This window comes from Vibrio sp. bablab_jr001, from assembly GCF_016464285.1.
GTDB lineage: Bacteria > Pseudomonadota > Gammaproteobacteria > Enterobacterales > Vibrionaceae > Vibrio > Vibrio fluvialis.
This window is the reverse complement of record NZ_JACDWZ010000049.1, coordinates 1-22,592: the sequence shown is the minus strand read 5'-3', so window position 1 is coordinate 22,592 and position 22,592 is coordinate 1. Positions and strand designations below refer to the sequence as shown.

General features: G+C 50.6%; 14 protein-coding genes, 6 tRNA genes and 1 rRNA gene. 7 read left to right on the top strand and 14 right to left on the bottom strand.

The genetic code is table 11. The features are described 5' to 3' along the window. Positions 1-3,129: an efflux RND transporter permease subunit gene (locus JIG40_RS09975; protein WP_199465281.1), complete on the top strand. Its 3,129-nt coding sequence runs from the start codon at positions 1-3 to the stop codon at positions 3,127-3,129. A gap of 64 nt (positions 3,130-3,193) precedes the next feature. On the opposite strand, the gene JIG40_RS09970 is transcribed toward JIG40_RS09975, so the two are convergent. The 10 genes from JIG40_RS09970 to JIG40_RS09925 form a co-directional block, all read right to left on the bottom strand. Continuing rightward, a complete protein-coding gene (locus tag JIG40_RS09970) occupies positions 3,194-4,156 on the bottom strand; it encodes an SPOR domain-containing protein (protein ID WP_199465280.1) in 963 nt (320 codons plus the stop codon). Between the two features lie 125 nt (positions 4,157-4,281). After that, entirely contained in the window at positions 4,282-5,220 is a 939-nt protein-coding gene (locus tag JIG40_RS09965) for an ABC transporter permease (protein WP_020332740.1), read from the bottom strand. A gap of 2 nt (positions 5,221-5,222) precedes the next feature. Beyond that, positions 5,223-6,200, bottom strand: a complete 978-nt coding sequence (locus JIG40_RS09960; protein ID WP_004728362.1) for an ABC transporter permease — start codon at positions 6,198-6,200, stop codon at positions 5,223-5,225. Positions 6,201-6,376: 176 nt separating this feature from the next. Continuing rightward, a complete protein-coding gene (locus tag JIG40_RS09955; RefSeq protein WP_020332739.1) occupies positions 6,377-7,933 on the bottom strand; it encodes an ABC transporter substrate-binding protein in 1,557 nt (518 codons plus the stop codon). A 96-nt stretch (positions 7,934-8,029) separates the two neighbouring features. Then, complete coding sequence (locus JIG40_RS09950; RefSeq protein ID WP_020433571.1) at positions 8,030-9,745, bottom strand: ABC transporter ATP-binding protein; 1,716 nt, start codon at positions 9,743-9,745, stop codon at positions 8,030-8,032. Between the two features lie 1,132 nt (positions 9,746-10,877). Beyond that, positions 10,878-10,954, bottom strand: a tRNA-Pro gene (locus JIG40_RS09945). 23 nt (positions 10,955-10,977) lie between these two features. After that, a tRNA-His gene (locus JIG40_RS09940) sits at positions 10,978-11,053 on the bottom strand. Positions 11,054-11,118: 65 nt separating this feature from the next. Continuing rightward, positions 11,119-11,195: transfer RNA gene (locus tag JIG40_RS09935), tRNA-Pro, on the bottom strand. 5 nt (positions 11,196-11,200) lie between these two features. Further along, positions 11,201-11,276: transfer RNA gene (locus tag JIG40_RS09930), tRNA-His, on the bottom strand. 34 nt (positions 11,277-11,310) lie between these two features. Beyond that, positions 11,311-11,387 (bottom strand) — tRNA-Arg (locus tag JIG40_RS09925). Positions 11,388-11,679: 292 nt separating this feature from the next. Between JIG40_RS09925 and JIG40_RS09920 the strand changes: the two genes are divergently transcribed. Next, positions 11,680-12,087, top strand: a complete 408-nt coding sequence (locus tag JIG40_RS09920; RefSeq protein ID WP_032081990.1) for a cytochrome c5 family protein — start codon at positions 11,680-11,682, stop codon at positions 12,085-12,087. A gap of 52 nt (positions 12,088-12,139) precedes the next feature. Here the strand turns inward: JIG40_RS09920 and rep are convergent, their stop codons facing one another. Further along, positions 12,140-14,155 (bottom strand): DNA helicase Rep, encoded by a 2,016-nt coding sequence (gene rep, locus JIG40_RS09915; RefSeq protein WP_024374233.1) that lies wholly within the window; start codon positions 14,153-14,155, stop codon positions 12,140-12,142. A 203-nt stretch (positions 14,156-14,358) separates the two neighbouring features. Between rep and JIG40_RS09910 the strand changes: the two genes are divergently transcribed. The 4 genes from JIG40_RS09910 to JIG40_RS09895 all read left to right on the top strand — a co-directional run bounded on the left by JIG40_RS09910 (position 14,359) and on the right by JIG40_RS09895 (position 19,534). Further along, entirely contained in the window at positions 14,359-14,901 is a 543-nt protein-coding gene (locus JIG40_RS09910; protein ID WP_164076331.1) for a TetR/AcrR family transcriptional regulator, read from the top strand. Between the two features lie 18 nt (positions 14,902-14,919). Further along, positions 14,920-16,026, top strand: a complete 1,107-nt coding sequence (locus JIG40_RS09905; RefSeq protein ID WP_038158047.1) for an efflux RND transporter periplasmic adaptor subunit — start codon at positions 14,920-14,922, stop codon at positions 16,024-16,026. Between the two features lie 11 nt (positions 16,027-16,037). Continuing rightward, positions 16,038-19,160: a multidrug efflux RND transporter permease subunit gene (locus JIG40_RS09900; protein ID WP_020433565.1), complete on the top strand. Its 3,123-nt coding sequence runs from the start codon at positions 16,038-16,040 to the stop codon at positions 19,158-19,160. Positions 19,161-19,282: 122 nt separating this feature from the next. Then, positions 19,283-19,534: an accessory factor UbiK family protein gene (locus JIG40_RS09895; protein ID WP_024374230.1), complete on the top strand. Its 252-nt coding sequence runs from the start codon at positions 19,283-19,285 to the stop codon at positions 19,532-19,534. A gap of 120 nt (positions 19,535-19,654) precedes the next feature. Here JIG40_RS09895 and ilvC read toward each other — a convergent pair whose 3' ends face one another. Beyond that, a complete protein-coding gene (gene ilvC, locus JIG40_RS09890; protein WP_199465279.1) occupies positions 19,655-21,139 on the bottom strand; it encodes a ketol-acid reductoisomerase in 1,485 nt (494 codons plus the stop codon). 136 nt (positions 21,140-21,275) lie between these two features. Here ilvC and ilvY point away from each other — a divergent pair, with 136 nt between their 5' ends. Next, on the top strand, positions 21,276-22,169 hold the full coding sequence (gene ilvY / locus JIG40_RS09885) for an HTH-type transcriptional activator IlvY (protein ID WP_024374228.1): 894 nt from the start codon (positions 21,276-21,278) through the stop codon (positions 22,167-22,169). Between the two features lie 96 nt (positions 22,170-22,265). On the opposite strand, the gene JIG40_RS09880 is transcribed toward ilvY, so the two are convergent. Next, positions 22,266-22,356: transfer RNA gene (locus JIG40_RS09880), tRNA-Ser, on the bottom strand. 102 nt (positions 22,357-22,458) lie between these two features. Continuing rightward, positions 22,459-22,574, bottom strand: a 5S ribosomal RNA gene (gene rrf / locus JIG40_RS09875). Positions 22,575-22,592 lie beyond the last annotated feature (18 nt).

Below are 22,592 nucleotides of genomic sequence, written 5' to 3'. Positions count from 1 at the left end.
ATGGCTCGATTTTTCATAGATCGCCCCATCTTTGCGTGGGTGATCGCCATTATCATCATGCTGGCGGGCGTGTTGTCGATCATGACACTGCCTGTCTCGCAATACCCGGATATCGCGCCGCCTTCGGTGTCGATTTCGGGTTCATACCCAGGTGCCTCTGCGGAAACGGTGGAAAACAGCGTAACCCAGACCATCGAGCAGAACATGAACGGTATCGACAACCTGCTTTACATGTCGGCGACCAGTGACTCTGCGGGTAATTTCAGCATCATGCTGACCTTTGAATCAGGCACCGATCCGGACATCGCGCAGGTACAGGTACAGAACAAACTGTCTCTGGCTGAAGCGACGCTACCGACCGAAGTGACTCAACAAGGGATTACCGTTGCGAAATCCTCGACCTCATTCCTGATGGTGGTCGGCTTTATTTCCAGCGACGGCAGCATGGACAACACCGAAATCGCGGACTTCATGGTATCGCAGGTCAAAGACCCGCTCAGCCGAGTTCAGGGTGTCGGTGAAGTGCAGGTGTTTGGTGCTCAGCACGCAATGCGTATCTGGCTGGATCCGAACAAACTGAACAACTATCAGTTAACGCCAGCTCAGGTTAAATCGGCCATCAGCGCGCAGAACACTCAGGTTTCTGTGGGTCAGTTGGGGGCAACACCGTCTCTGCAAGGTCAGCAGCTTAACGCCACGATTACCGCGCAAAGCCGCTTCACCACCGTGAAAGAATTTGAAAACATTCTGCTCAAAGTGGACACCGACGGCGCGCAGATTCGTCTGAAAGACGTCGCTCGCGTTGAACTGGGTGCGGAAGACTATCAAGCGGTGGCGCTGTACAACGGTAAATACGCATCGGGTATCGCGGTTAAACTGGCGACGGGTGCCAACGCTCTGGAAACCGCAACCGCGGTGAAAGCGCGTCTGGCAGAACTGCAGCCAATGTTCCCGGCGAACATTGAAGTGGTTTACCCATACGACACCACCCCATTCGTCAAAATCTCGATTGAAGAAGTGGTACATACGCTGTTTGAAGCGATCGTACTGGTCTTCCTGGTGATGTACTTGTTCCTGCAAAACTTCCGTGCGACCCTGATTCCAACCATCGCAGTCCCTGTGGTTCTGTTGGGTACATTCGGGGTTATGGCGGCGTTTGGCTTCTCGATCAACACCCTGACGATGTTTGGTCTGGTGCTCGCCATCGGCCTGCTGGTTGACGATGCCATCGTTGTGGTGGAAAACGTTGAGCGGGTGATGAGCGAAGATGGCCTGTCGCCACGTGAAGCCACCCGTAAGTCGATGAGTCAGATCACCGGCGCGCTGGTTGGTATCGCAATGGTACTGAGTGCGGTATTCATTCCGATGGCGTTCTTCGGTGGCGCGGCGGGTGCGATTTATCGTCAGTTCTCGCTCACCATTGTCTCGTCGATGGTGCTGTCGGTACTGGTGGCCATGATTCTGACGCCAGCGCTGTGTGCAACCCTGCTTAAGCCAATCAAGAAAGGCGAAGATCACCATGTTCATCGTGGTCCGCTGGCTTGGTTTAACAAATGGTTTGATCGCAGTACGCAAGGCTACCAGAACACGGTAAACCGCGGCGTCAATCAGCGTATTCGTTACATGCTGGTGTATGCGGCGATCGTCGGCGTTCTGGCGACCTTGTGGACGCGTCTGCCAACCTCATTCGTGCCAGAAGAAGATCAGGGTATTTTCCTGTCTATCGTTCAGTTGCCGGTCGGTTCGACGCAAGAACAGACTCTGCAAGTGATGGATAAAGTGCGTAAGCACTTCCTCGAAGATGAAAAAGACGCGGTGGAATCGGTCTTTACCGTCGCGGGCTTCAGCTTCGCGGGTCAAGGTCAGAACATGGGTATGGCGTTCGTTCGCCTCAAAGACTGGAGCGAACGGACCAATCCGGCGCTGTCGGTCAACGCCGTCGTCGGCCGCTCTTACCCTGCGTTTGCACCGATCAAAGAAGCGCAAATCTTCTCGTTCAACGTCCCTGCGATTCAAGGCCTGGGTAGTGCGAGTGGTTTCGATGCGTATCTGACCGACAACGGTAACCTTGGCCACGAGCAGCTGATTGCCGCGCGTAACCAGTTACTGGGTATGGCAGCCAGCAACCCGAACCTGACATCCGTGCGTCCGAACGGTATGGAAGATACGCCGCAATTCCGCATCAACATCGACTACGAAAAAGCGATGGCGATGGGTGTGTCGGTATCTGACATCAACTCTACCCTATCAACGGCACTGGGTTCGAGCTACGTCAACGACTTCATCGACAACGGTCGTGTGAAGAAAGTGTACGTGCAGGCCGATGCGCCGTACCGTATGAATCCGGATGACTTAAAGCTGTGGCATGTGGCGAACTCGGATGGCGATATGGTGCCGTTTGATGCGTTTGCAACCACCGAGTGGACATTTGGCTCACCACGTCTGGAACGTTTCAACGGGGTGTCGGCGGTCAACATTCAGGGTTCTGCGGCACCAGGTAAGAGTACCGGTGAAGCGATGCAAGCGATTCGCGATATCGTTGCTCAGCTGCCACAAGGTATTGGCCTGGAGTGGACTGGCGCGTCCTATCAGGAAATTGAATCAGGTTCTCAGGCTCCGCTGTTGTATGCGCTGTCGATTCTGATCGTCTTCCTCAGCCTGGCGGCTCTGTACGAAAGCTGGAGTGTACCGTTCTCCATCATCCTGGTGGTTCCGCTGGGTGTATTCGGGGCGATTGCCGCGGCTACTGTTAAAGCGCTGTCGAACGACATCTACTTCCAGGTGGGTCTGTTGACGACCATTGGTTTGTCGGCGAAGAACGCCATCCTGATCGTCGAGTTCGCCAAAGACCTGTATGACGAAGGGATGGATTTGGTCAAAGCGACCGTAGAAGCATGTCGTATGCGTCTGCGTCCGATCATGATGACCTCGTTCGCGTTTATCCTTGGCGTACTGCCACTGGCACTGAGTACGGGTGCTGGTGCTGCCAGCCGTAACGCGATTGGTTGGGGTGTGGTCGGTGGTATGTTGGCCGCCACGATTCTGGCGATTTTCTTCGTACCTGTGTTCTTTGTGATGGTGATGAAACTGTTCCGCACCAAACCACATAAGATTCCAAAAGACGCCTAACCTGAACGCTCAGTACAAAAAAGCCCAGTGATTTCACTGGGCTTTTTATTTGACTGTTTTGCGGTTATTTAACGCACAACACATTCAGCAGCGACGTCCCTTTGAGGTTGGTGATCTTGCCGCTGGTGAACAATCCTTTTTTATTGAATCCCCAGTAAGGCAGATAGACCGGCCACTGTTCTTTTTCCATCACCTTGGAGCTGAGCAGCTGTTTCCACTCCCCTTCCGTCGCCAGGCGCATACTTTGGCTGCGGCACAATTTCTCCGCATCGTCATAGCTGAGGCGGTTCCACGCCAGATTGTGCTCCATGTAAAACTGCACGTTATCCGCCATGGTGTAAGGCACCACATAGGTGAGGCCATTCAATGCGGTCTGATGACGGATCACCACATCACCGCCTGAACTCGCGGCTTTCGGTGGCGTCTGTAGCGTTTTGCCAGTAGGTGCAGGTGCCGCAGGTTTGGTAACAGGCGCGGCAACGGGTGCCACTTTAACTGGTGTCGCTTTGACAACCTTTTCTGTTTTAGGCGCTGGTTTAGGGGCAGGCTTTTTCACTGGCGCAGCCACTCCGGCTACCTCGCTGCCGTTTTTACGCACCTCACGAATAAACGCTTCTTTGTAGCCCGGCACGCTACGCACACCAGCCAGGTCTTTCTTTGCTTGTGCGTAATCGGTGTACGGCCCGATCAGGCAACGCTGGCCTTTCTGTTCCGGCTTCATCCAGACGTCCGTTGAGATTTTCTGATACAGCACTTTGGCTTTATCGACCGGCAGTGGCTCCTTCAGCAAGCCACACTGAATCCAGAAATTCGAGTCTCTCTTTTTCGGGGCCGAGTTTCCCCACAAACCTTGCCCAATAGGGCAGGCTTTATCCAGCACAGGCAATTGATTACTCGACGCTTGTGTGGCATCGCATAGAAAGTCCTTGGCGTGCACCGGTAGTGAGAATAGCGGAACGGTACAGCAGGACAGACTTAATAGAACTCGATGGCTGATTTTAGGCATCACGACCACTCTCATATCCATAGTTATCCTATTCTTAGTGACAATGGTTACTGCTCAATGTTCAGCGATAGATGCAAAAAAAGAGCCGTAATCACTTACGACTCTTAGTTTAGGTAGGTTATGTGAACAAAATCAATCGACTCTGATCACCCTTTATAGATTTTCGGGTTAAATACATCACGCAACCAGTCGCCTAGCAGGTTAATCACCAGCACCAGCGTCACCAGTACGATACCCGGGAAGATGGTGATCCACCATGAACCGGAGAAGATGTAGTTAAAACCGATACTGATCAGCGATCCCAGTGACGGTTGGTCAACCGGCAAACCCAGACCAAGGAAAGAAAGTGCCGCTTCCGACATGATGGCATTTGCCACCTGTACGGTTGAAATCACCAGAATTGGCGACAGACAGTTTGGCAGAATGTGACGGAACATGATGCGAGGCGATTTAAAGCCCATCACACGCGCCGCTTCAACATACTCTTTCTTCTTCTCAGCCAGTACCGATGCACGAATGGTACGCGCGTACTGCGGCCATTCCGCCACACCGATGATCACCACCAGCATAATCACCGCGTATTCGCTGTAAAATTCGCTACCAAAGCTGGCTTTAAAGATGGCAGAAACGATGATCGCGACCATCATGGTCGAGAACGACAGTTGCACATCGGCAAAACGCATCAGGAAACTGTCGATACGGCCACCGAAGTAACCCGAAGACAGACCAATCACAATGCCGAGGAACAGTTGCAGCGCCACAGCAAGGAAGCCGATGGTCAGCGACAAACGCGAGCCGTAAAGAATCGTCGACAGAATATCGCGGCCCTGGTTGTCGGTACCCAGCAGGAAGCGGGCATCGCCGTCGGCCATCCATGATGGTGGCAATTCAGAGTCCATGATGTCGATGGATGACAAATCATACGGGTTGGTCGGCGCCACCAGCGGCGACACCAGAGACAATACCAGCACTACCATAAACACGGTAAAACTGAACATCGCCACTTTATCGCGCAGGAAGTAGTACAGAAAATCGGATTGTTTGAAACGCTCCCAACGTGAAGGAGCAGCAGCTACTTGACTCATGATTATGCTCCTTTACCAGTCAGGTTAACGGTTGGGTTGATCAGACCATACAACAGGTCAACGATAGTGTTGGTGACCACAAAGATTAGGCCGACGAAAATAACGTAAGCGGTGATCAGTGGCGTATCAACACGGTTGATCGCCTCAAGGAACAAGAACCCCGTACCCGGCCATTGGAATACCGTCTCGGTCAGAATGGTGTACGCCACCATAGTACCGATTTGCACCCCGCCGACGGTCAGTACCGGCAGCATGGTATTTTTCAGCGCGTGCTGGTAGTAAATCTTGTTCATTGGCAAACCTTTTGCGGTCGCGAACTTGATGTACTCCGAGCTCAGCACTTCGAGCATTTCCGCTCGAACCAGACGGATAAACAGCGGCAGCATGATCGACGCCAGTGACACACACGGTAAAATCAGGTGCGCCAGACCATCGAGTGTAAAGTAGCCCGAATCCCAGCCCAGCCAGTTGGCGGTTTCACCCCGGCCGTAGGACGGTAGCCAGTTGAGTTCAATCGAGAACACATACATCAGCATAATGGCCGTCAGGAACACCGGGATCGAGATACCGATACTACTGCCCGCCATAATGAGTTTGGTAAAGAAGCTTTTCGGATGTATTGCCGAATACACCCCAAGCGGAATCGAACAGATAACAATGATTAACGAAGCACCGAACACCAGTTCCAGCGTCGCTACCAGTTTATCGAGGATCACTTCAACCGCAGGACGCTTGAAGAAGTAGGATGTGCCCAAATCACCGTGCACTGCCGCGGTAACAAAACGAGCGTATTTAGTAACGAAAGGATCGTTGAGGCCCAGCTCGTCACGCAGCGCTTGACGCTCTGCTTCCGAAACCGATTGACCGACAAGCTCACGCAGCGGATCGCCCAGGTTATCCTGAATGGCAAACGCCACCAAACTGATCACAAACATCACTATCAGTGCCTGAAACAGGCGCTTGACCAGAAACGAAAACATTCCTTGCCCCTTAACTTTCCATGACGAATTCACCGCGGGTCAACGCACCGCCAGTGAACTAACTTCAGTCTCAAAAATGGCACCTAACCCGACTGAAACAAAGTTAAGTACCAAAGCTTTAAACAGGCCTCCAGAACCGAAGCTCTGGAGGCCCTATTCACGAACGAAGAACGTGATTACTGTTTAACCACCAGGTCACCGAAGTATGGGAATTCCATCGGGTTGACGATTGGTTTGATATCCAGAGTTGATTTCGCGCCCCAAGCCAGGTTCTGCCAGTGTAGAGGAACGAACGCCGCGTCGTTGTACAGCGTCGCTTCAACTTTCTGCAGCATCTGTGCACGTTTCGCCGGATCGGTTTCTACGTTTGACGCTTCAACCAGCTTGTCGACTTCTGGGTTTGAGTAGTGACCACAGTTGTACTGACCTTTACCTGTCTCTTCGTTACGAGTCATAGTCAGGAATTCAGAGAAGTTCGCTGAATCTTCTGTGTCTGAGTGCCAGCCGATCATCAGCATGTCTGCCGCACATTTGTCGAACTCAGGCCAGTATTGCGCTTTAGGCATGGTTTTCAGGTCAACTTTGATGCCGATCTTAGACAGCATCGCAGAAGCAGCCTGTGCCACTTTCGCATCGTTCACGTAACGGTTGTTCGGTGCGATCATCGTCAGAGTGAAGCCTTTCTCGTAGCCCGCTTCCTTCATCAGCTCTTTCGCTTTCTTCAGATCGTAGCGAGGAACCAGCTCAGGGTTGTAACCTGCGTAGCCTTTAGGGCTTTGCTGGCCAGCTGCTGTCGCGAAACCTTTCATGATCTTGTCAACGATACCTTCGTTGTTGATCGCGTAAACGATCGCCTGACGAACGCGTACGTCTTTCAGCGCTTCGTTGCTAGACTGGTTCATTTGGAACGTGATGATACGAGTACCTGGCAGAGTCACCAGATCAACACCTTTCGCTTCTTCCACACGTTTGTGGTCGTTAGGAGCAACCGGTGCAATCATGTCTACGTCGCCAGACAGCAGCGCAGCAACGCGAGTCGCGTCTTCTTTGATTGGTACCAGAGTCAAGTGATCCACGTTACCTTTTGAATCTTTGTCCCAGTAATCTTTGAAACGTTCGAATTCAACTTTCACGCCTTGTTCACGCTGAGTCACGATGAACGGACCAGTACCTGAAATGTGCGTTGATGCGAACGAGTTACCGTGCTTAACGATTTCGCTCTTGTCTTTACCGTCTTCAGTCTTACCCGTGTAGAACTTGCTGTCCATTGGGAAGATGTAAGTAGCGGTTTGCAGAACCAGTGGGTATGCGCCTTTTGAAACCAGATCAACGGTGTTGTCATCAACTTTCACCATTTTCTCGTACGGTTCAAAGATCGCTTTGAAATCTGGAGAGTTCTGAAGACGTTGGAATGTCCATACCACGTCGTCAGCAGTCATTGTGTTACCTGAATGGAATTTCACACCTTCACGCAGGTGGAAACGAACGGTTTTGTCATCCAGACGTTCCCAGCTTTTTGCCAGGCGTGGTTCAAAATCCAGGTCTTGCGTGTAACGAACAAGTGGATCAAACACCATGTGAGACAGTTGCAGCGTGCCGCCTGACAGCTGCTCATGCGGGTCGAGAGACACTGGGTCTGCGTCGTAAGCCACTGTGATGTCTGCAGCACTTGCCGCAAAGCTCAAGCCAGCTGCCATTAAAGCCACTACTAGTTTGCTTTTCATGGTTTTCATTGCATAACTCCTTATGCGGGAATCCGAATCCCTAGTTGTTGTATTTGCTTCTGTTTATCAATCCCCATCCCGAAGGATGGGTAATCCAGTACGGCTTTAAGCCGTTTTTACATCTTCTCTCAAGCCTGTAAATTCAGGCATCAAGGAAATCAGTTGTTTGCTGTATTCATGCGACGGTGAATTAAAGAGCTGTTCGGTCGGCGCCACTTCCAGCAGCGTCCCCATCTTCATCACACCCACGCGATCACACATCTGGCGAATCACCGGTAAATCGTGACTAATAAACAGCATGGTCAGATTCAGCTCATCCTGAAGATCTTTGAGCAGGTTCAGGATTTGAGCCTGAACCGATACATCCAGCGCCGACGTCGGTTCATCACAGATCAACAGGCGTGGACGGGTTGCCAGTGCACGCGCAATCGAAATACGCTGGCGCTGACCGCCGGAAAATTCGTGCGGGTATTTCACACCCGATTTGCGTCCCAGACCAACGTGATCCAGCAGGTCGCTCACGATTTGACGCGTTTCCGCTTCACTGTTGGTCAGTTTGTGGAAACGAATCGGCTCCGCGATGATGTCAAAAATCTTCATACGCGGGTTCATTGAGGTATAAGGGTTCTGGAACACCATCTGCATCTGACGACGCATCGGACGGCGTTCTTTCTCTGATTTCAGTGCCGTGAGGTCAATACCTTCAAACGTCACGCGACCATCATTCGGCTCATACAAGCCTGCGATCACACGGGCAATGGTCGATTTACCTGAACCCGATTCGCCCACCAGACCGAAAGTTTCCCCTTCAAACACGTCAAAACTGACATTGTTTGATGCCTGCACGTATTCACGGCGGCTTTCAAACAGCGAATCTTTGGTCACGAAACGCAGGTTCACATTTTCCACTTTCAGCAGTGGTCCCGTGTATTTGCGCTGATCCTGACTCTGTCCCAACCAGTGATTCTTGATATCCAGCGTTTTATGCTCAGCAACATCTTCGATGTAGGTGACCAGCGGGAATCGATCCAGTTTGACATCAGAACGTGGTACGGCCGAAATCAGACTGCGGGTGTAAGGATGATCCGGGTCACCCAGCACTTTCGCCGTCGGGCCAAATTCTACCAAGTCACCACGGTACATTACCGCAACACGGTCAGTGACATTCGACACCACACCCATGTCGTGCGTAACCAGCATACAGCCTACGTTGTTCTTGATACACAACTCGCGGATCAGGTTGAGAATCTGGTCCTGAATGGACACGTCCAGTGCCGTTGTCGGTTCATCGGCAATGATCAGATCCGGCTCGCCCGCCAGTGCAATCGCAATCACCACGCGCTGACGCATACCGCCCGAGAATTGGTGCGGGTATTGTTTAAGACGGTTTTCCGGTTGAGGAATCCCCACCTGTTTCATCAGAGACAGCGCACGTTGATACGCTTCGTCATCACTCACCTTCATGTTGGCGTGAATGGTCTCTTTGAGCTGCTGCTCAACGGTAAACAGTGGGTTTAAGGAAGTCATTGGATCTTGGAAGATAAAGCCAATTTTAGACCCACGTACAGCACGCATCTTCTCAGCGGACAAGCCGGAGATTTTCTGACCATCAAGAAAAACCTCACCACCAGCGATGGTGCCCGGAGGGCTCAACAAGTCGATGATCGCGTTGCCGACGGTCGATTTACCCGCCCCGGACTCGCCCACCACGCCAACGATCTCGCCACGCTCAATGTTGAACGACAGTGATTTTACCGCAGCGTGTACGCCATGACGTGACGGGTATTCAATACGAAGGTTTTTAACTTCTAAAAGTGACATCTAAACCAGACCTCTACTGCTTCGGCAGTTTTCTGCCCTGTCTGCGACTCGGTGCCCACAGCACAAAATGGCGTGGGGGCAACGAGTACAAGTGAATCCATTCTTGCCAGTACATTATTCTGGCAATTTACAAGGTCATCAATTTGGCAAATATTTCACAGAAAAGCAACATTGAGAGGATAAAAAATCGATAACACGCAAAAAGAAAGCAGCATTATCGAATTTTTATGCATTTAAATTACATATATAAATTGTTGAATCATTTTTCTGGCACGTAAATTCACACCGATTCATATAGATTTAAACTCTATTTTCTAGTTAAAAACAAAAATTTTGTAAACCAGCATCCGCGCATATTTCTGCACAATCGCCCGACACAGTACATTTAACATTAAAGAAACAAGCACCGAGTGAAAACCATTACTTAAGCAAAAGAACACTGCATTAAAAACAAAACCCAGTGTTTGAATCTAGTTATAAAAACATAAACAGCATGATTATCGGCCGCTTCGTCTCATTAAAAAGCAGGGAAATCACCGCCAGAAAGAAAATTTCACCGCCACTTCGCACAAAATATCCAATTTGAGCTTAGATGCGTTTTTTGAACGCAAAACGCATAAAAACAGAAAGTGTTAAATAAGCCACATAATCAGCAACTTTTAATGACTAGACAAAAACTAACCACTGAAGGGCTGAGTTTATACAGCAGAATTACTCTTATCCGCCGGATTCCGAGCAACCATTAGTGATACAAACCATTACGATGAGGAAAACCTTTTCACTGCATGACATATAGTGAGTGAACGTTATCGCGACCCAGTCCAAGCGGGCGATCCGCGGCAAGCACCGGGAGCGCGCACGAAGCGAAATAAAACGTGATATGCGAATCCGTGAAGAAGAAGAAGACTGCAGACATTCCAAAACGTGTCCAAAATGCGATGAAGCCGAGCCCAGAATCCAAACCACAAGTGCAAAAAACGTCATTTCTGACGAAGACTTAAATGATAGCTGGTGAAAAGGAATTTGATCGGACTGGCGCTCCAGCCCACGACCTGAGTGTGATGAAAGCTAACTCAGCTTCCAAACCATCAATGCAAAAAAGCCCCGTCATTTCTGACGAGGCTTTGAATGGTGGTCGGTGAAGAGGGATTCGAACCCCCGACCCTCTGGTCCCAAACCAGATGCGCTACCAAACTGCGCTATTCACCGAGCTTTTATTCTTTAGAAAAGAATGGGGTGGCTAACGGGATTCGAACCCGCGACAACCGGAATCACAATCCGGGACTCTACCAACTGAGCTATAGCCACCATCAATTTGTGCAACCGGCTGTTTGCCGAACTAGTCACGCTATCAAAGCCTAACTATTAAATAGTGGTCGGTGAAGAGGGATTCGAACCCCCGACCCTCTGGTCCCAAACCAGATGCGCTACCAAACTGCGCTATTCACCGACGAATGGGGTGGCTAACGGGATTCGAACCCGCGACAACCGGAATCACAATCCGGGACTCTACCAACTGAGCTATAGCCACCACTATAAATTTTACCGATAATTCCTCCGGGAAATGGCGCGCCCGAAAGGATTCGAACCTTCGACCTTTGGCTCCGGAGGCCAACGCTCTATCCAGCTGAGCTACGGGCGCATGCCCTATCGGCGGAGTGGAATAATACGTATATCCCCCTAGGCCGTCTAGTACTTTTTCAACTTTTTTTATCGTTTGACGTCTTTTTCGTCAGTTACTTGCCAATAACCCCACACAAAGGATGTGACTAAGCCCCTGAAGATCGCAACTTGTTGTTTATTGCAACAAGTTATCGGGATATAATCACCCAATATTTACATTGATTTAACAGCCTTGATCGCTATTTAAATCGCCCTACGCTAAATAATAATTGGGTAAGCAGCACTTACCTTTGGAATGTAAAGTGAGTTTAATGGATATGTCTCGATCAGTCTTAAGCGTATTGTTCGCTGCACTAACCTTTTCTACTGCAGCTTTTGCCACCAGCCAAGCCGATTACGACGCTATTGCCGAGCGCATCAAACCGGTTGGTGATGTGTATCTGGCCGGTAGCGAGCCGGTTGTGGCTGAACCAACCGGACCACGTGATGGCGCTAAAGTTTACGGCACATTTTGTATCGCCTGTCATGCATCTGGAGTAAACGGCGCACCGAAAGCGGGTAATGCAGCCGATTGGGGCCCTCGTATCGCCCAAGGTAAAGATGTTCTGAAAAACCATGCTCTGAATGGCTTTAACGCGATGCCACCAAAAGGCACGTGTATGGATTGTTCAGACGATGAAATCGTTGCAGCCATTGAGCATATGATTGAAGGCTTGTAAGCAAACCGGACACAAAAAAGGCTTGGGAATCCCAGGCCTTTTTTATTGGGCGCTATTTCTTGAACATCGCCCGAATGTTGGCAATGTGAGCCTGACCTTTGGCCATACGCTCTTCCTGTGAAAGCGGCTTTTTCTTTATTTCCCACTCCACATCATCATACGGCAGCTCGTCCAAAAAGCGGCTTTGTGTCGGCTTGAGTAACTCACCAAACTGGCGACGCTCTTTACACATAATAAAAGTCAGTTCACGCTGGGCGCGAGTGATGCCTACGTACATCAGACGGCGCTCTTCCTCAACGTTGTCTTCATCAATGCTGGTTTGATGGGGCAAGATGCCCTCTTCCGCCCCAATCAGGTACACGTAAGGAAACTCCAGACCTTTGGATGCATGCAGCGTCATCAGTTGTACCGCATCACTGTCATCGTCTTCTTCGCCACGTTCCATCATGTCGCGCAATGTCAGGCGCTGCACCACCTCTTTGAGGGTTTTCTCTTCCTGGTCATAGTTATCGCCTTCCAAATCCGACACGATCCACGAATACAGGTCAGAGACGTTTTTCATCCGCATCTCTGCCGCTTTAGCGCTGGACGAGGTTTCATACAACCAGTCTTCGTAATTGATGTCGCGCACCAGAGAGCGTACCGCGTCCACGGTATTACCCCGTTCGGCATTATCAGCAATGGCGACCAGCCACTGAGTAAAGCGGCGCAAATTCTCCAAACCGCGACCGGAAAGGTGCTGCTCCAAGCCCAACTCAAAACTGCACTCAAACAAGCTTTTGCCACGCATGTTGGCGTAACTGCCGAGCTTTTCCAGTGTCGCCGGACCGATTTCCCGACGCGGCGTATTGACGATACGCAGAAACGCATTGTCGTCATCCGGATTCACCAGCACCCGCAGGTAAGCCATGATGTCTTTGATTTCTGCGCGCGCAAAAAATGATGTTCCGCCAGAGAGCTTGTAAGGCACCCGGTTCTGCATCAAGGATTTCTCAATCAGACGTGACTGGTGGTTACCACGGTACAAAATGGCGTAGTCGCGATACTCAGTACGATTCAGGAACTTGTGCGCGATGATCTCAGCAGTGACTTTTTCCGCCTCATGATCTTCGTTGTTGGCCAGGATCACTTTGAGTTTTTCGCCATCCGGGATCTCGGAAAACAGCGACTTGTCGTACACGTGCGGGTTGTTGGCAATCAGAATGTTCGCGGCGCGCAGAATACGACTGGTTGAACGGTAGTTCTGCTCCAGCTTGATTAAGCGTAAATTCGGAAAATCCTGACCGAGCAACACCAAGTTCTGCGGTTTCGCGCCACGCCAGGAGTAAATCGATTGGTCATCATCGCCCACCACCGTCAAACGGCCACGCTCACCCACCAACAGTTTCACCAGTTCATACTGGCTGGAGTTGGTATCCTGATACTCATCCACCAGCAAATAGCGAATGCGATTGCGCCAACGCTGACGCACCTCTTCATTGGCGCGCAGCAGGAGTACGGGCATCAAAATCAAATCGTCAAAATCCAGTGCATTATAAGCCTGCATCTGTTTTTGATACATTTCATAGCAGAACGCGAATAGCTGCTGCTGTTCACCCAGTGCCTGAGCTTTGGCCTGATCGGGCGACAGCATGTCGTTCTTCCAATTCGAGATGGTGCTCGTCAGTTGGCGCAGCAAATCTTTGTCGCCATCAAGCTGCTTTTCCGTCAGCTCTTTAAGCAGCGCCAACTGGTCTTGATCGTCAAACAACGAGAAGCCGGCTTTCAAGCCCAGCTGTTTGTATTCACGGCGAATGATGTTGAGCCCCAGCGTGTGAAACGTTGACACCATCAGACCACGGGATTCGGCTTTACCCAATGTTTGCCCCACCCGCTCTTTCATTTCGCGGGCCGCTTTATTGGTAAATGTTACCGCGGCAATATTGCGCGCTTTGTAGCCGCATTGCTGAACCAAATAGGCAATTTTATTGGTGATCACCCGGGTTTTACCCGAGCCAGCACCCGCCAGTACCAGGCACGGGCCAGATACGTATTTCACGGCTTCATCTTGTCTTGGATTCAGCTTCATATTGCTCTCTGGTCTGCGTATTCAAGGCGCTAATGATAATGCCCGTTGGCGCCGCTTTCCACCCAAAGAAAAATCATTATTTACATTTTTACTGCACAAGTGTGTTGCAAAAATGCCTGCGTTATAAGCTATAATGTGTGAACGTTCATTCACCGCGGAGTTTTTCTGTGCCCGATCAACAAGCTGACAAACGTCTGGCGATCATGGAATCAGCGGAAACCTTGATTGCAGAACTGGGGTTTCGCGGTTTATCGATGCACAAACTGGCCCAGAAAGCCGGGGTCGCAGCGGGAACGTTGTATCGCTACTTTGATGATAAGGAACATCTGCTCCTGGAAGTGCGTTTACATGTCAGCCGCCGTATTGCGGAGGCTGTGCAGGCGAATGTCAGTGATGACATGCCGCTGAAACAGCGCTTTCGTACCATGTGGCTGAACATCTGGAGCTTGGCTAGTTCCGACGGCGATCTGATTTGCAACCGACTTCAATATGAATCACTACCCACAACAACGGGTTGCAATACCAGGGAACTTGAGAGGAAAATGTTTACCAAAGTCGATTTGCTGTTTGACCAAGGTAAAAATCAAGGCTTATTCAAACCACTGGATAATCAAATTCTGGCGGCGTTAAGTTTTGAAACGACTGTCGTTCTGGCACAAAAACATGTGTCGGGGCTGTATCAACTGGACAATGACCAACTGCAAGCCGTCATTGAAGCCAGCTGGGACGCAATCATTCAACACTAATTTGGGGTTCTCACGAGAATGAAAAAGTGGACATTCTTCATGATACTTATCGTGATTCTGCTGTTTGGCAGCGTGATAGGTTTCAATCTGTTTAAGCAAAAGAAAATTGCTGAATACATGGCTAATCGTCCGGAAGCGGAATTTCCCGTGACGGTAACCGAAGTGAAGCCCGTGGACTGGGTTCCGGTCATTGAAGCGATCGGCTTTATCGAGCCTAATCAAGGCGTCACCCTGACGACTGAAACCAGCGGCGTGATCGATAAAATTGCTTTCGAATCAGGCGCGCAAGTTCAGCAGGATCAGCCGCTGGTGCTGCTGGATTCAGAAGTGGAAAAAGCCAACCTGAAAAGCTCACAAGCTCGTTTGCCGGCCGCCAAAGCCAAATATGAGCGTTATAAAGGTTTGTATACTAAAGGCTCAATTTCTAAAGAATCTTTCGATGAAGCCGAAGCAAACTACTACTCACTGTCTGCAGACATTGAGAGCCTGAAAGCCTCGATTGCGCGTCGTGAAATCAAAGCACCATTTGCGGGCGTAGTGGGTATTCGTAATGTGTATCTGGGTCAGTACCTGCAACCGGGCACCGACATTGTGCGCCTGGAAGATACCAGCGTCATGCGTTTGCGTTTTACCGTGCCACAAACAGATATCTCGCGCATTTCCATCGGTCAGGAAGTCGACATCGCCGTGGATGCTTACCCGCAAACCACATTCCGCGGTTCGATCACCGCGATTGAGCCAGCAGTCAGCGTGCAAAGTGGTCTGATTCAGGTTCAAGCCGACATTCCGAACAGCGACGGTAAACTGCGCAGCGGTATGTTCGCGCGTGCCAACATCATTCTGCCGAAACTGGACAACCAGGTCACTCTGCCACAAACCGCCATCACCTTTACTCTCTACGGTAACAATGTGTTTGTTGTCACTGAAGAAGAGGGCGTGCAACGCGTGCAACAGCACGTGGTGAAAGTCGGTGAACGCACTGAGGATATCGCCCACATTCTTGAAGGTGTCAAACCGGGTGATATGGTCGTGACCTCTGGTCAGGTTCGTTTAAGTAATGGCGCGAAAGTTCGCATTGTGGAAAGTGATGCCACTACGCCACCTGCTGAAACCCCAATGCTGTAAGCGGAGGACGTATGCGCTTTACTGATGTTTTTATTAAACGTCCGGTACTCGCGGTTTCGATCAGCTTTTTGATCGCCCTGCTTGGTTTGCAGGCCGTGTTCAAAATGCAGGTCAGTGAATATCCGGAAATGACCAATACGGTGATCACCGTCAGCACCAGCTACTACGGTGCGAGTGCCGACCTGATTCAAGGCTTTATTACCCAGCCGTTGGAACAGGCGGTTGCTCAGGCGGACAATATCGACTACATGACATCGCAGTCGGTTTTGGGTACTTCGAAGATCACGGTCAACATGAAACTCAACACCGATCCGAATGCGGCGTTGTCGGATGTATTGGCCAAAACCAACTCGGTGCGCTCTCAGCTTCCAAAAGAAGCGGAAGACCCGACGGTGACGATGTCAACCGGTTCCACAACGGCGGTACTCTACATCGGTTTTACCAGTCATGAACTGGACTCAAGCCAGATCACCGATTACCTGCAACGCGTGATCAACCCTCAGTTGTACTCGATTAACGGTATTTCCAGCATCGACCTTTACGGTGGGATGAAATACGCCCTGCGCGTGTGGCTGGATCCGGCCAAGATGGCGGCTTTCAACCTGACGGCCACCGATGTCATGGGCGTACTGAGCGCGAACAACTACCAGTCGGCCACTGGTCAGGCGGTAGGCGAATTCGTGCTGTTTAACGGCAGCGCGGATACTCAGGTATCGAACGTCGATGAACTGAAAAATCTGGTGGTGAAAAACGAAAATGGTAGTGTCACTCGCCTGAGCGACATCGCCAACGTAACTCTGGCCAAGAGCCACGATACCTACCGCGCGAGTGCGAACGGTCAGGAAGCGGTGGTTGCAGCGATTAACGCCGCACCAAGTGCTAACCCGATCAACATCGCGAAAGATGTGCTCGACATTTTGCCGGAACTGAAACGCAACATGCCAAGCAACATCTCGATGAACGTGATGTATGACTCGACGGTAGCGATCAACGAATCGATTCACGAGGTCATCAAAACCATCGTCGAAGCGGCCGTGATCGTACTGGTGGTGATCACGCTGTTCCTTGGTTCGTTCCGCGCCGTTATCATTCCTATCGTCACCATTCCGCTGTCGCTGATTGGTGTCGCGATGGTGATGCAGGCAATGGGTTTCTCCTGGAACCTGATGACGCTGCTGGCGATGGTACTCGCCATCGGTCTGGTGGTGGATGATGCGATCGTGGTACTGGAAAACGTTGACCGTCATATTAAAGAGGGTGAATCACCATTCCGTGCCGCCATCATTGGTACGCGTGAAATCGCGGTTCCGGTTATCGCGATGACGCTGACGCTGGGTGCGGTATACGCGCCAATCGCGCTGATGGGCGGTATTACCGGCTCGCTGTTTAAAGAGTTTGCCCTCACGCTGGCGGGTTCGGTGTTTGTGTCCGGCATCATCGCCCTGACGCTGTCGCCAATGATGTGTTCAAAAATGCTCAAAGCGAATGAAAAACCCAATCGCTTTGAACAGAAAGTACACCACGTACTGGATAAGATGACCAACCGTTACGAGAAAATGCTTGGCGCGGTCATGCAACATCGTCCGGTGGTGATTGCGTTTGCAATCATCGTATTTGGCAGCCTGCCGGTACTGTTCAAGTTCATCCCAAGTGAATTGGCACCGTCGGAAGATAAAGGCGTGGTCATGCTGCTCGGTACCGGTCCTTCTAACGCGAACCTGGATTACCTGTCTAACACCATGGCGGACGTGAACAAGATTCTGTCCGATCAGCCAGAAGTGCAATTTGCGCAGGTCTTTACCGGGGTGCCGGATTCCAACCAGGCATTTGGTATCGCTTCGATGGTCCCTTGGAGCCAGCGTGAAGCAAGCCAGGCAGAAGTGACCACACGCGTGGGTAACTTGGTGAAAGACATTCCGGGTATGGCCGTAACCGCATTCCAGATGCCTGAATTGCCAGGTGCGGGTTCGGGTCTGCCAATCCAGTTTGTCATTACCACTCCGAATGCGTTTGAGAGCCTGTTTACCATTGCGACCGACGTGCTGACCGAAGTGCAGAGTAGCCCACTGTTCGTGTATTCGAACCTGGACCTGAACTACGATTCCGCAACGATGAAAATCAACATCGATAAAGACAAAGCGGGTGCGTATGGCGTCACCATGCAGGATATCGGTGTCACGTTGGGAACTATGATGGCGGACGGTTACGTCAACCGTATCGACCTGAACGGTCGCTCGTACGAAGTGATCCCACAGGTCGAGCGTAAATGGCGTCTGAACCCGGAATCGATGAACAACTACTATGTTCGCGGCGCCGATGGTAAAGCCGTCCCTCTGGGCAGCCTGATCAGCATTGACGTGATTGCAGAGCCACGCGCACTGCCACACTTCAACCAGCTGAACTCGGCGACAGTGGGTGCCGTGCCTTCACCGGGTACAGCCATGGGTGATGCTATCAACTGGTTTGAAAACATCGCTGAGACCAAACTGCCGAAAGGCTACAACCACGACTACATGGGCGAAGCTCGTCAGTACGTGACCGAAGGCAGCGCGCTGTACGCGACGTTTGGTCTGGCACTGGCGATCATCTTCCTGGTTCTGGCGATTCAGTTTGAATCTCTTAAAGACCCAATCGTGATCATGGTGTCGGTACCACTCGCCATCTGTGGCGCGTTGATCGCGCTGGCTTGGGGCATGGCGACGATGAACATCTACTCACAAGTCGGTTTGATTACTCTGGTCGGCCTGATCACTAAACACGGTATTCTGATCTGCGAAGTGGCCAAAGAAGAGCAGTTACACAATAAGCTCAGCCGCATTGATGCCGTAATGGCCGCTGCGAAAGTGCGTTTGCGTCCGATTCTGATGACCACAGCCGCGATGATTGCTGGTCTGATCCCGTTGATGTACGCCACTGGTGCAGGTGCGGCGCAGCGCTTCAGTATTGGTATCGTTATCGTCGCTGGTCTGGCGATCGGTACGATCTTTACGTTGTTCGTACTGCCCGTGATTTACAGCTATCTGGCTGAAAAACACAAGCCACTGCCGGTGTTTGTCGAAGACAAAGACCTGGAGAAGCTGGCCCGTGTCGATGAAGCCAAAGCAGCGCACCGCCAATTGGCTGAGAATAAGTAAACCAATAAAGAGTTTCTGACTCACAAAAGGTCACTTCGGTGGCCTTTTTTATTGTCGCAATTAACGACATTGCACGGTGAATTGCATAGAATGAGCGGAATAAATATAGGAGTGAAGAACGAATGTTTGATCCAAAGAAACTTGAGCAAATTGCCAAACAGATTCACGAATCTATGCCTCAGCCAGTGAAAGACCTGGGGGCGGATGTGGAACAGAAAGTACGTCAGGTTATTCAGGGACAACTGAACAAACTGGACGTGGTCAGCCGCGAAGAGTTCGATGTGCAGACTCAAGTTCTGCTGCGTACGCGCCAGAAGCTAACCGAGATGGAAGCCAAACTGGCGGAGCTTGAAGCGAAACTGGCTGACAAATAAGCAGCGCCCCCTGCTTTGCGGGTGGTTGATTGAATATATAGAGGGCTTAGTCTTGCGACTAAGCCCTTTTTCTTTTTTATGTTGTTGTGTTTGCTTTTGTAATTCTTTTAAGCCGAGTGATTAATCACCTACCGCGATGCGCTTCATGTCTTTCATGTAGCCACGCAGTTCTTCACCGATGTATTCCACTGGGTGATTACGGATGATGCTGTTCACTTCGATCAGAGCGGCATTGTCCACCTGATTAGATGTTTCGCCCAGACCTTTACCAATCACGTCAGTACCCACGTTCGGCATGAATTTTTCGCGCAGTAGCGGAGTCGCTACGTTAGCGAATAGGTAGTTACCGTACTCAGCAGTATCAGAGATAACCACGTTCATTTCGTACAAACGCTTACGAGCGATGGTATTAGCGATCAGCGGCAGTTCATGCAGTGATTCATAGTACGCAGACTCGTCAATGATGCCTGATGCGGTCATTGCTTCAAATGCCAGTTCAACCCCAGCGCGAACCATCGCGATCATCAGAATGCCGTTATCAAAGTATTCTTGTTCAGCAATCTTCACATCCGTTGCCGGGTAGTTTTCAAACGCCGTTTCCGCCGTTTCTGCACGCCAGCCCAGTAGGTTCACGTCATCGTTCGCCCAGTCTGCCATCATCGTGCTGGAGAAGTGACCAGAGATGATGTCATCCATGTGTTTGTTATACAGAGGACGCAGCAGATCTTTCAGCTCCTCAGACAGTTCAAACGCTTTAATTTTCGCTGGGTTAGACAGGCGATCCATCATGTGCGTGATGCCGCCGAACTTCAGCGCTTCAGTTACGGTTTCCCAACCAAACTGCAGCAGTTTACCTGCGTAACCTGGTTCGATACCGTCAGCAATCATTTTCTCGTAACATACGATAGAACCCGCTTGCAGCATGCCACACAGGATAGTCTGTTCACCCATCAGGTCAGATTTCACTTCCGCCACGAAAGACGATTCCAGACAGCCAGCACGGTGACCCCCCGTCGCCGCAGCCCATGCTTTCGCGATATCCCAACCTTCACCTTTTGGATCGTTTTCTGGGTGAACCGCAATCAGTGTCGGAACACCAAAGCCACGTTTGTACTCTTCACGAACCTCAGTACCCGGACATTTCGGTGCCACCATAACTACGGTCAGGTCTTGACGAATTTGCATGCCTTCTTCAACAATGTTGAAGCCGTGTGAGTAACCCAGAGCAGCGCCTTCTTTCATCAGAGGCATAACCGTCTCTACAACGTTTGAGTGCTGTTTATCCGGAGTCAGGTTAACCACCAGGTCAGCTTGTGGGATCAGATCTTCATAGCTGCCAACCACAAAGCCGTTATCTTTGGCGTTCTTGTAGGACTGACGCTTTTCATCGATGGCTGCTTGGCGCAGAGCATAAGAAACATCCAGACCAGAGTCACGCATGTTCAGACCTTGGTTCAGACCTTGAGCACCACAACCTACGATGACGACTTTCTTGCCTTTGAGGTAATCTGCTTCTGTTGCAAATTCTTCACGTGCCATAAAGCGGCAGCGGCCAAGTTGGTCTAATTGCTCGCGCAGGTTTAGCGTATTGAAATAGTTAGCCATGAGGGTGCTCCTTTATCGTTATTCCATCAGGTCGGTGGCTCTGCACCGAATGAATTCATACTAAAACAGACAGTAAGTTGCTTAAAGTGATATATTCACAATTAGTTATTGCAATTAATGCAACATGCGAGTGCACATGAACATTAAAACCTTACAACTGTTTCTCCATCTTTGCGACAGTATGAATTTCAGCAAAACCGCCACCGCGATGCACGTCAGTCCCTCGGCGCTCAGCCGCCAGGTACAGAAACTGGAAGAAGAGATTGGTCACGTCCTGTTTGTCCGCGACAACCGCAGCGTCGAGCTGACACCAGCGGGCAGCAAGTTACTCCCAGTCGCGATGCGCATGATCAATGAGTGGCGCCAGTTTCAGTCGCAACTCAACGATCAGGAAGCAGAGCTAAAAGGAGAGATTCGTCTGTTCTGTTCCGTCACCGCCAGCTACAGCCACTTACCTGAACTGCTCAATGCTTTTCGCCTCAAACACCCTTATATTGAATTCAAACTGCTGACTGGCGACCCAGCACAAGCGATCGATAAAATTCTTAACGACGAAGCGGACATAGCGATTTCCGCGATGCCAGAAAGTCTGCCATCCCGAGTTGAATTTGAAACGATCAGCGAAATCCCATTGTCAGTGATCGCACCTATTGGTATCAGTAGCTTTGTCGAAGAAATACAAAAAGAGCACCCAGACTGGACGCAAGTACCCTTTATTGTTCCTGAAGCCGGGACCGCGCGGGATCGCGCCAACGCTTGGTTTAAAAAGATGAAGATTAAGCCCAGCATCTATGCACAGATCGCGGGCCATGAAGCGATCGTCAGTATGGTCGCTCTGGGATGTGGTGTCGGAATTGCGCCGGATGTGGTGATCAACAACAGCCCAGTGCGAGAGAAAGTACAACGCCTCTCCTTTTCACCGATCAAGCCATTCAAACTCGGAGTGTGCTGTAAGCGTTCACAGCTCGATGATCCGTTGGTCAGAGCGTTGTGGCGAGTGGTGTCATCCAAACGCAGTATCGTTGACTGAACGTTATAGCCGCAATCACCGCGGCTTTTTTACGATGTATTTTCATCATGATAAATAGCAAAAAACCCGCTGATTGCTCAGCGGGTTTTTTAATAGTGGCGGAGAGATAGGGATTTGAACCCTAGGTACGCTATTAACGTACGCCGGTTTTCAAGACCGGTGCTTTCAACCACTCAGCCATCTCTCCACAAATTGTCACTAAAAATCGAGTCTTATACTTACGATGCTGGATATTTAGCTGTGTTTTCAGACTATTCACTTTATATGGATATCTGAAAACGATATTAAAGCCTGGCGATGTTCTACTCTCACATGGGGAGACCCCACACTACCATCGACGCTGTTTCGTTTCACTTCTGAGTTCGGAATGGAATCAGGTGGGTCCAAAACGCTATGGTCGCCAAGCAAATTCTTAAAATTCGG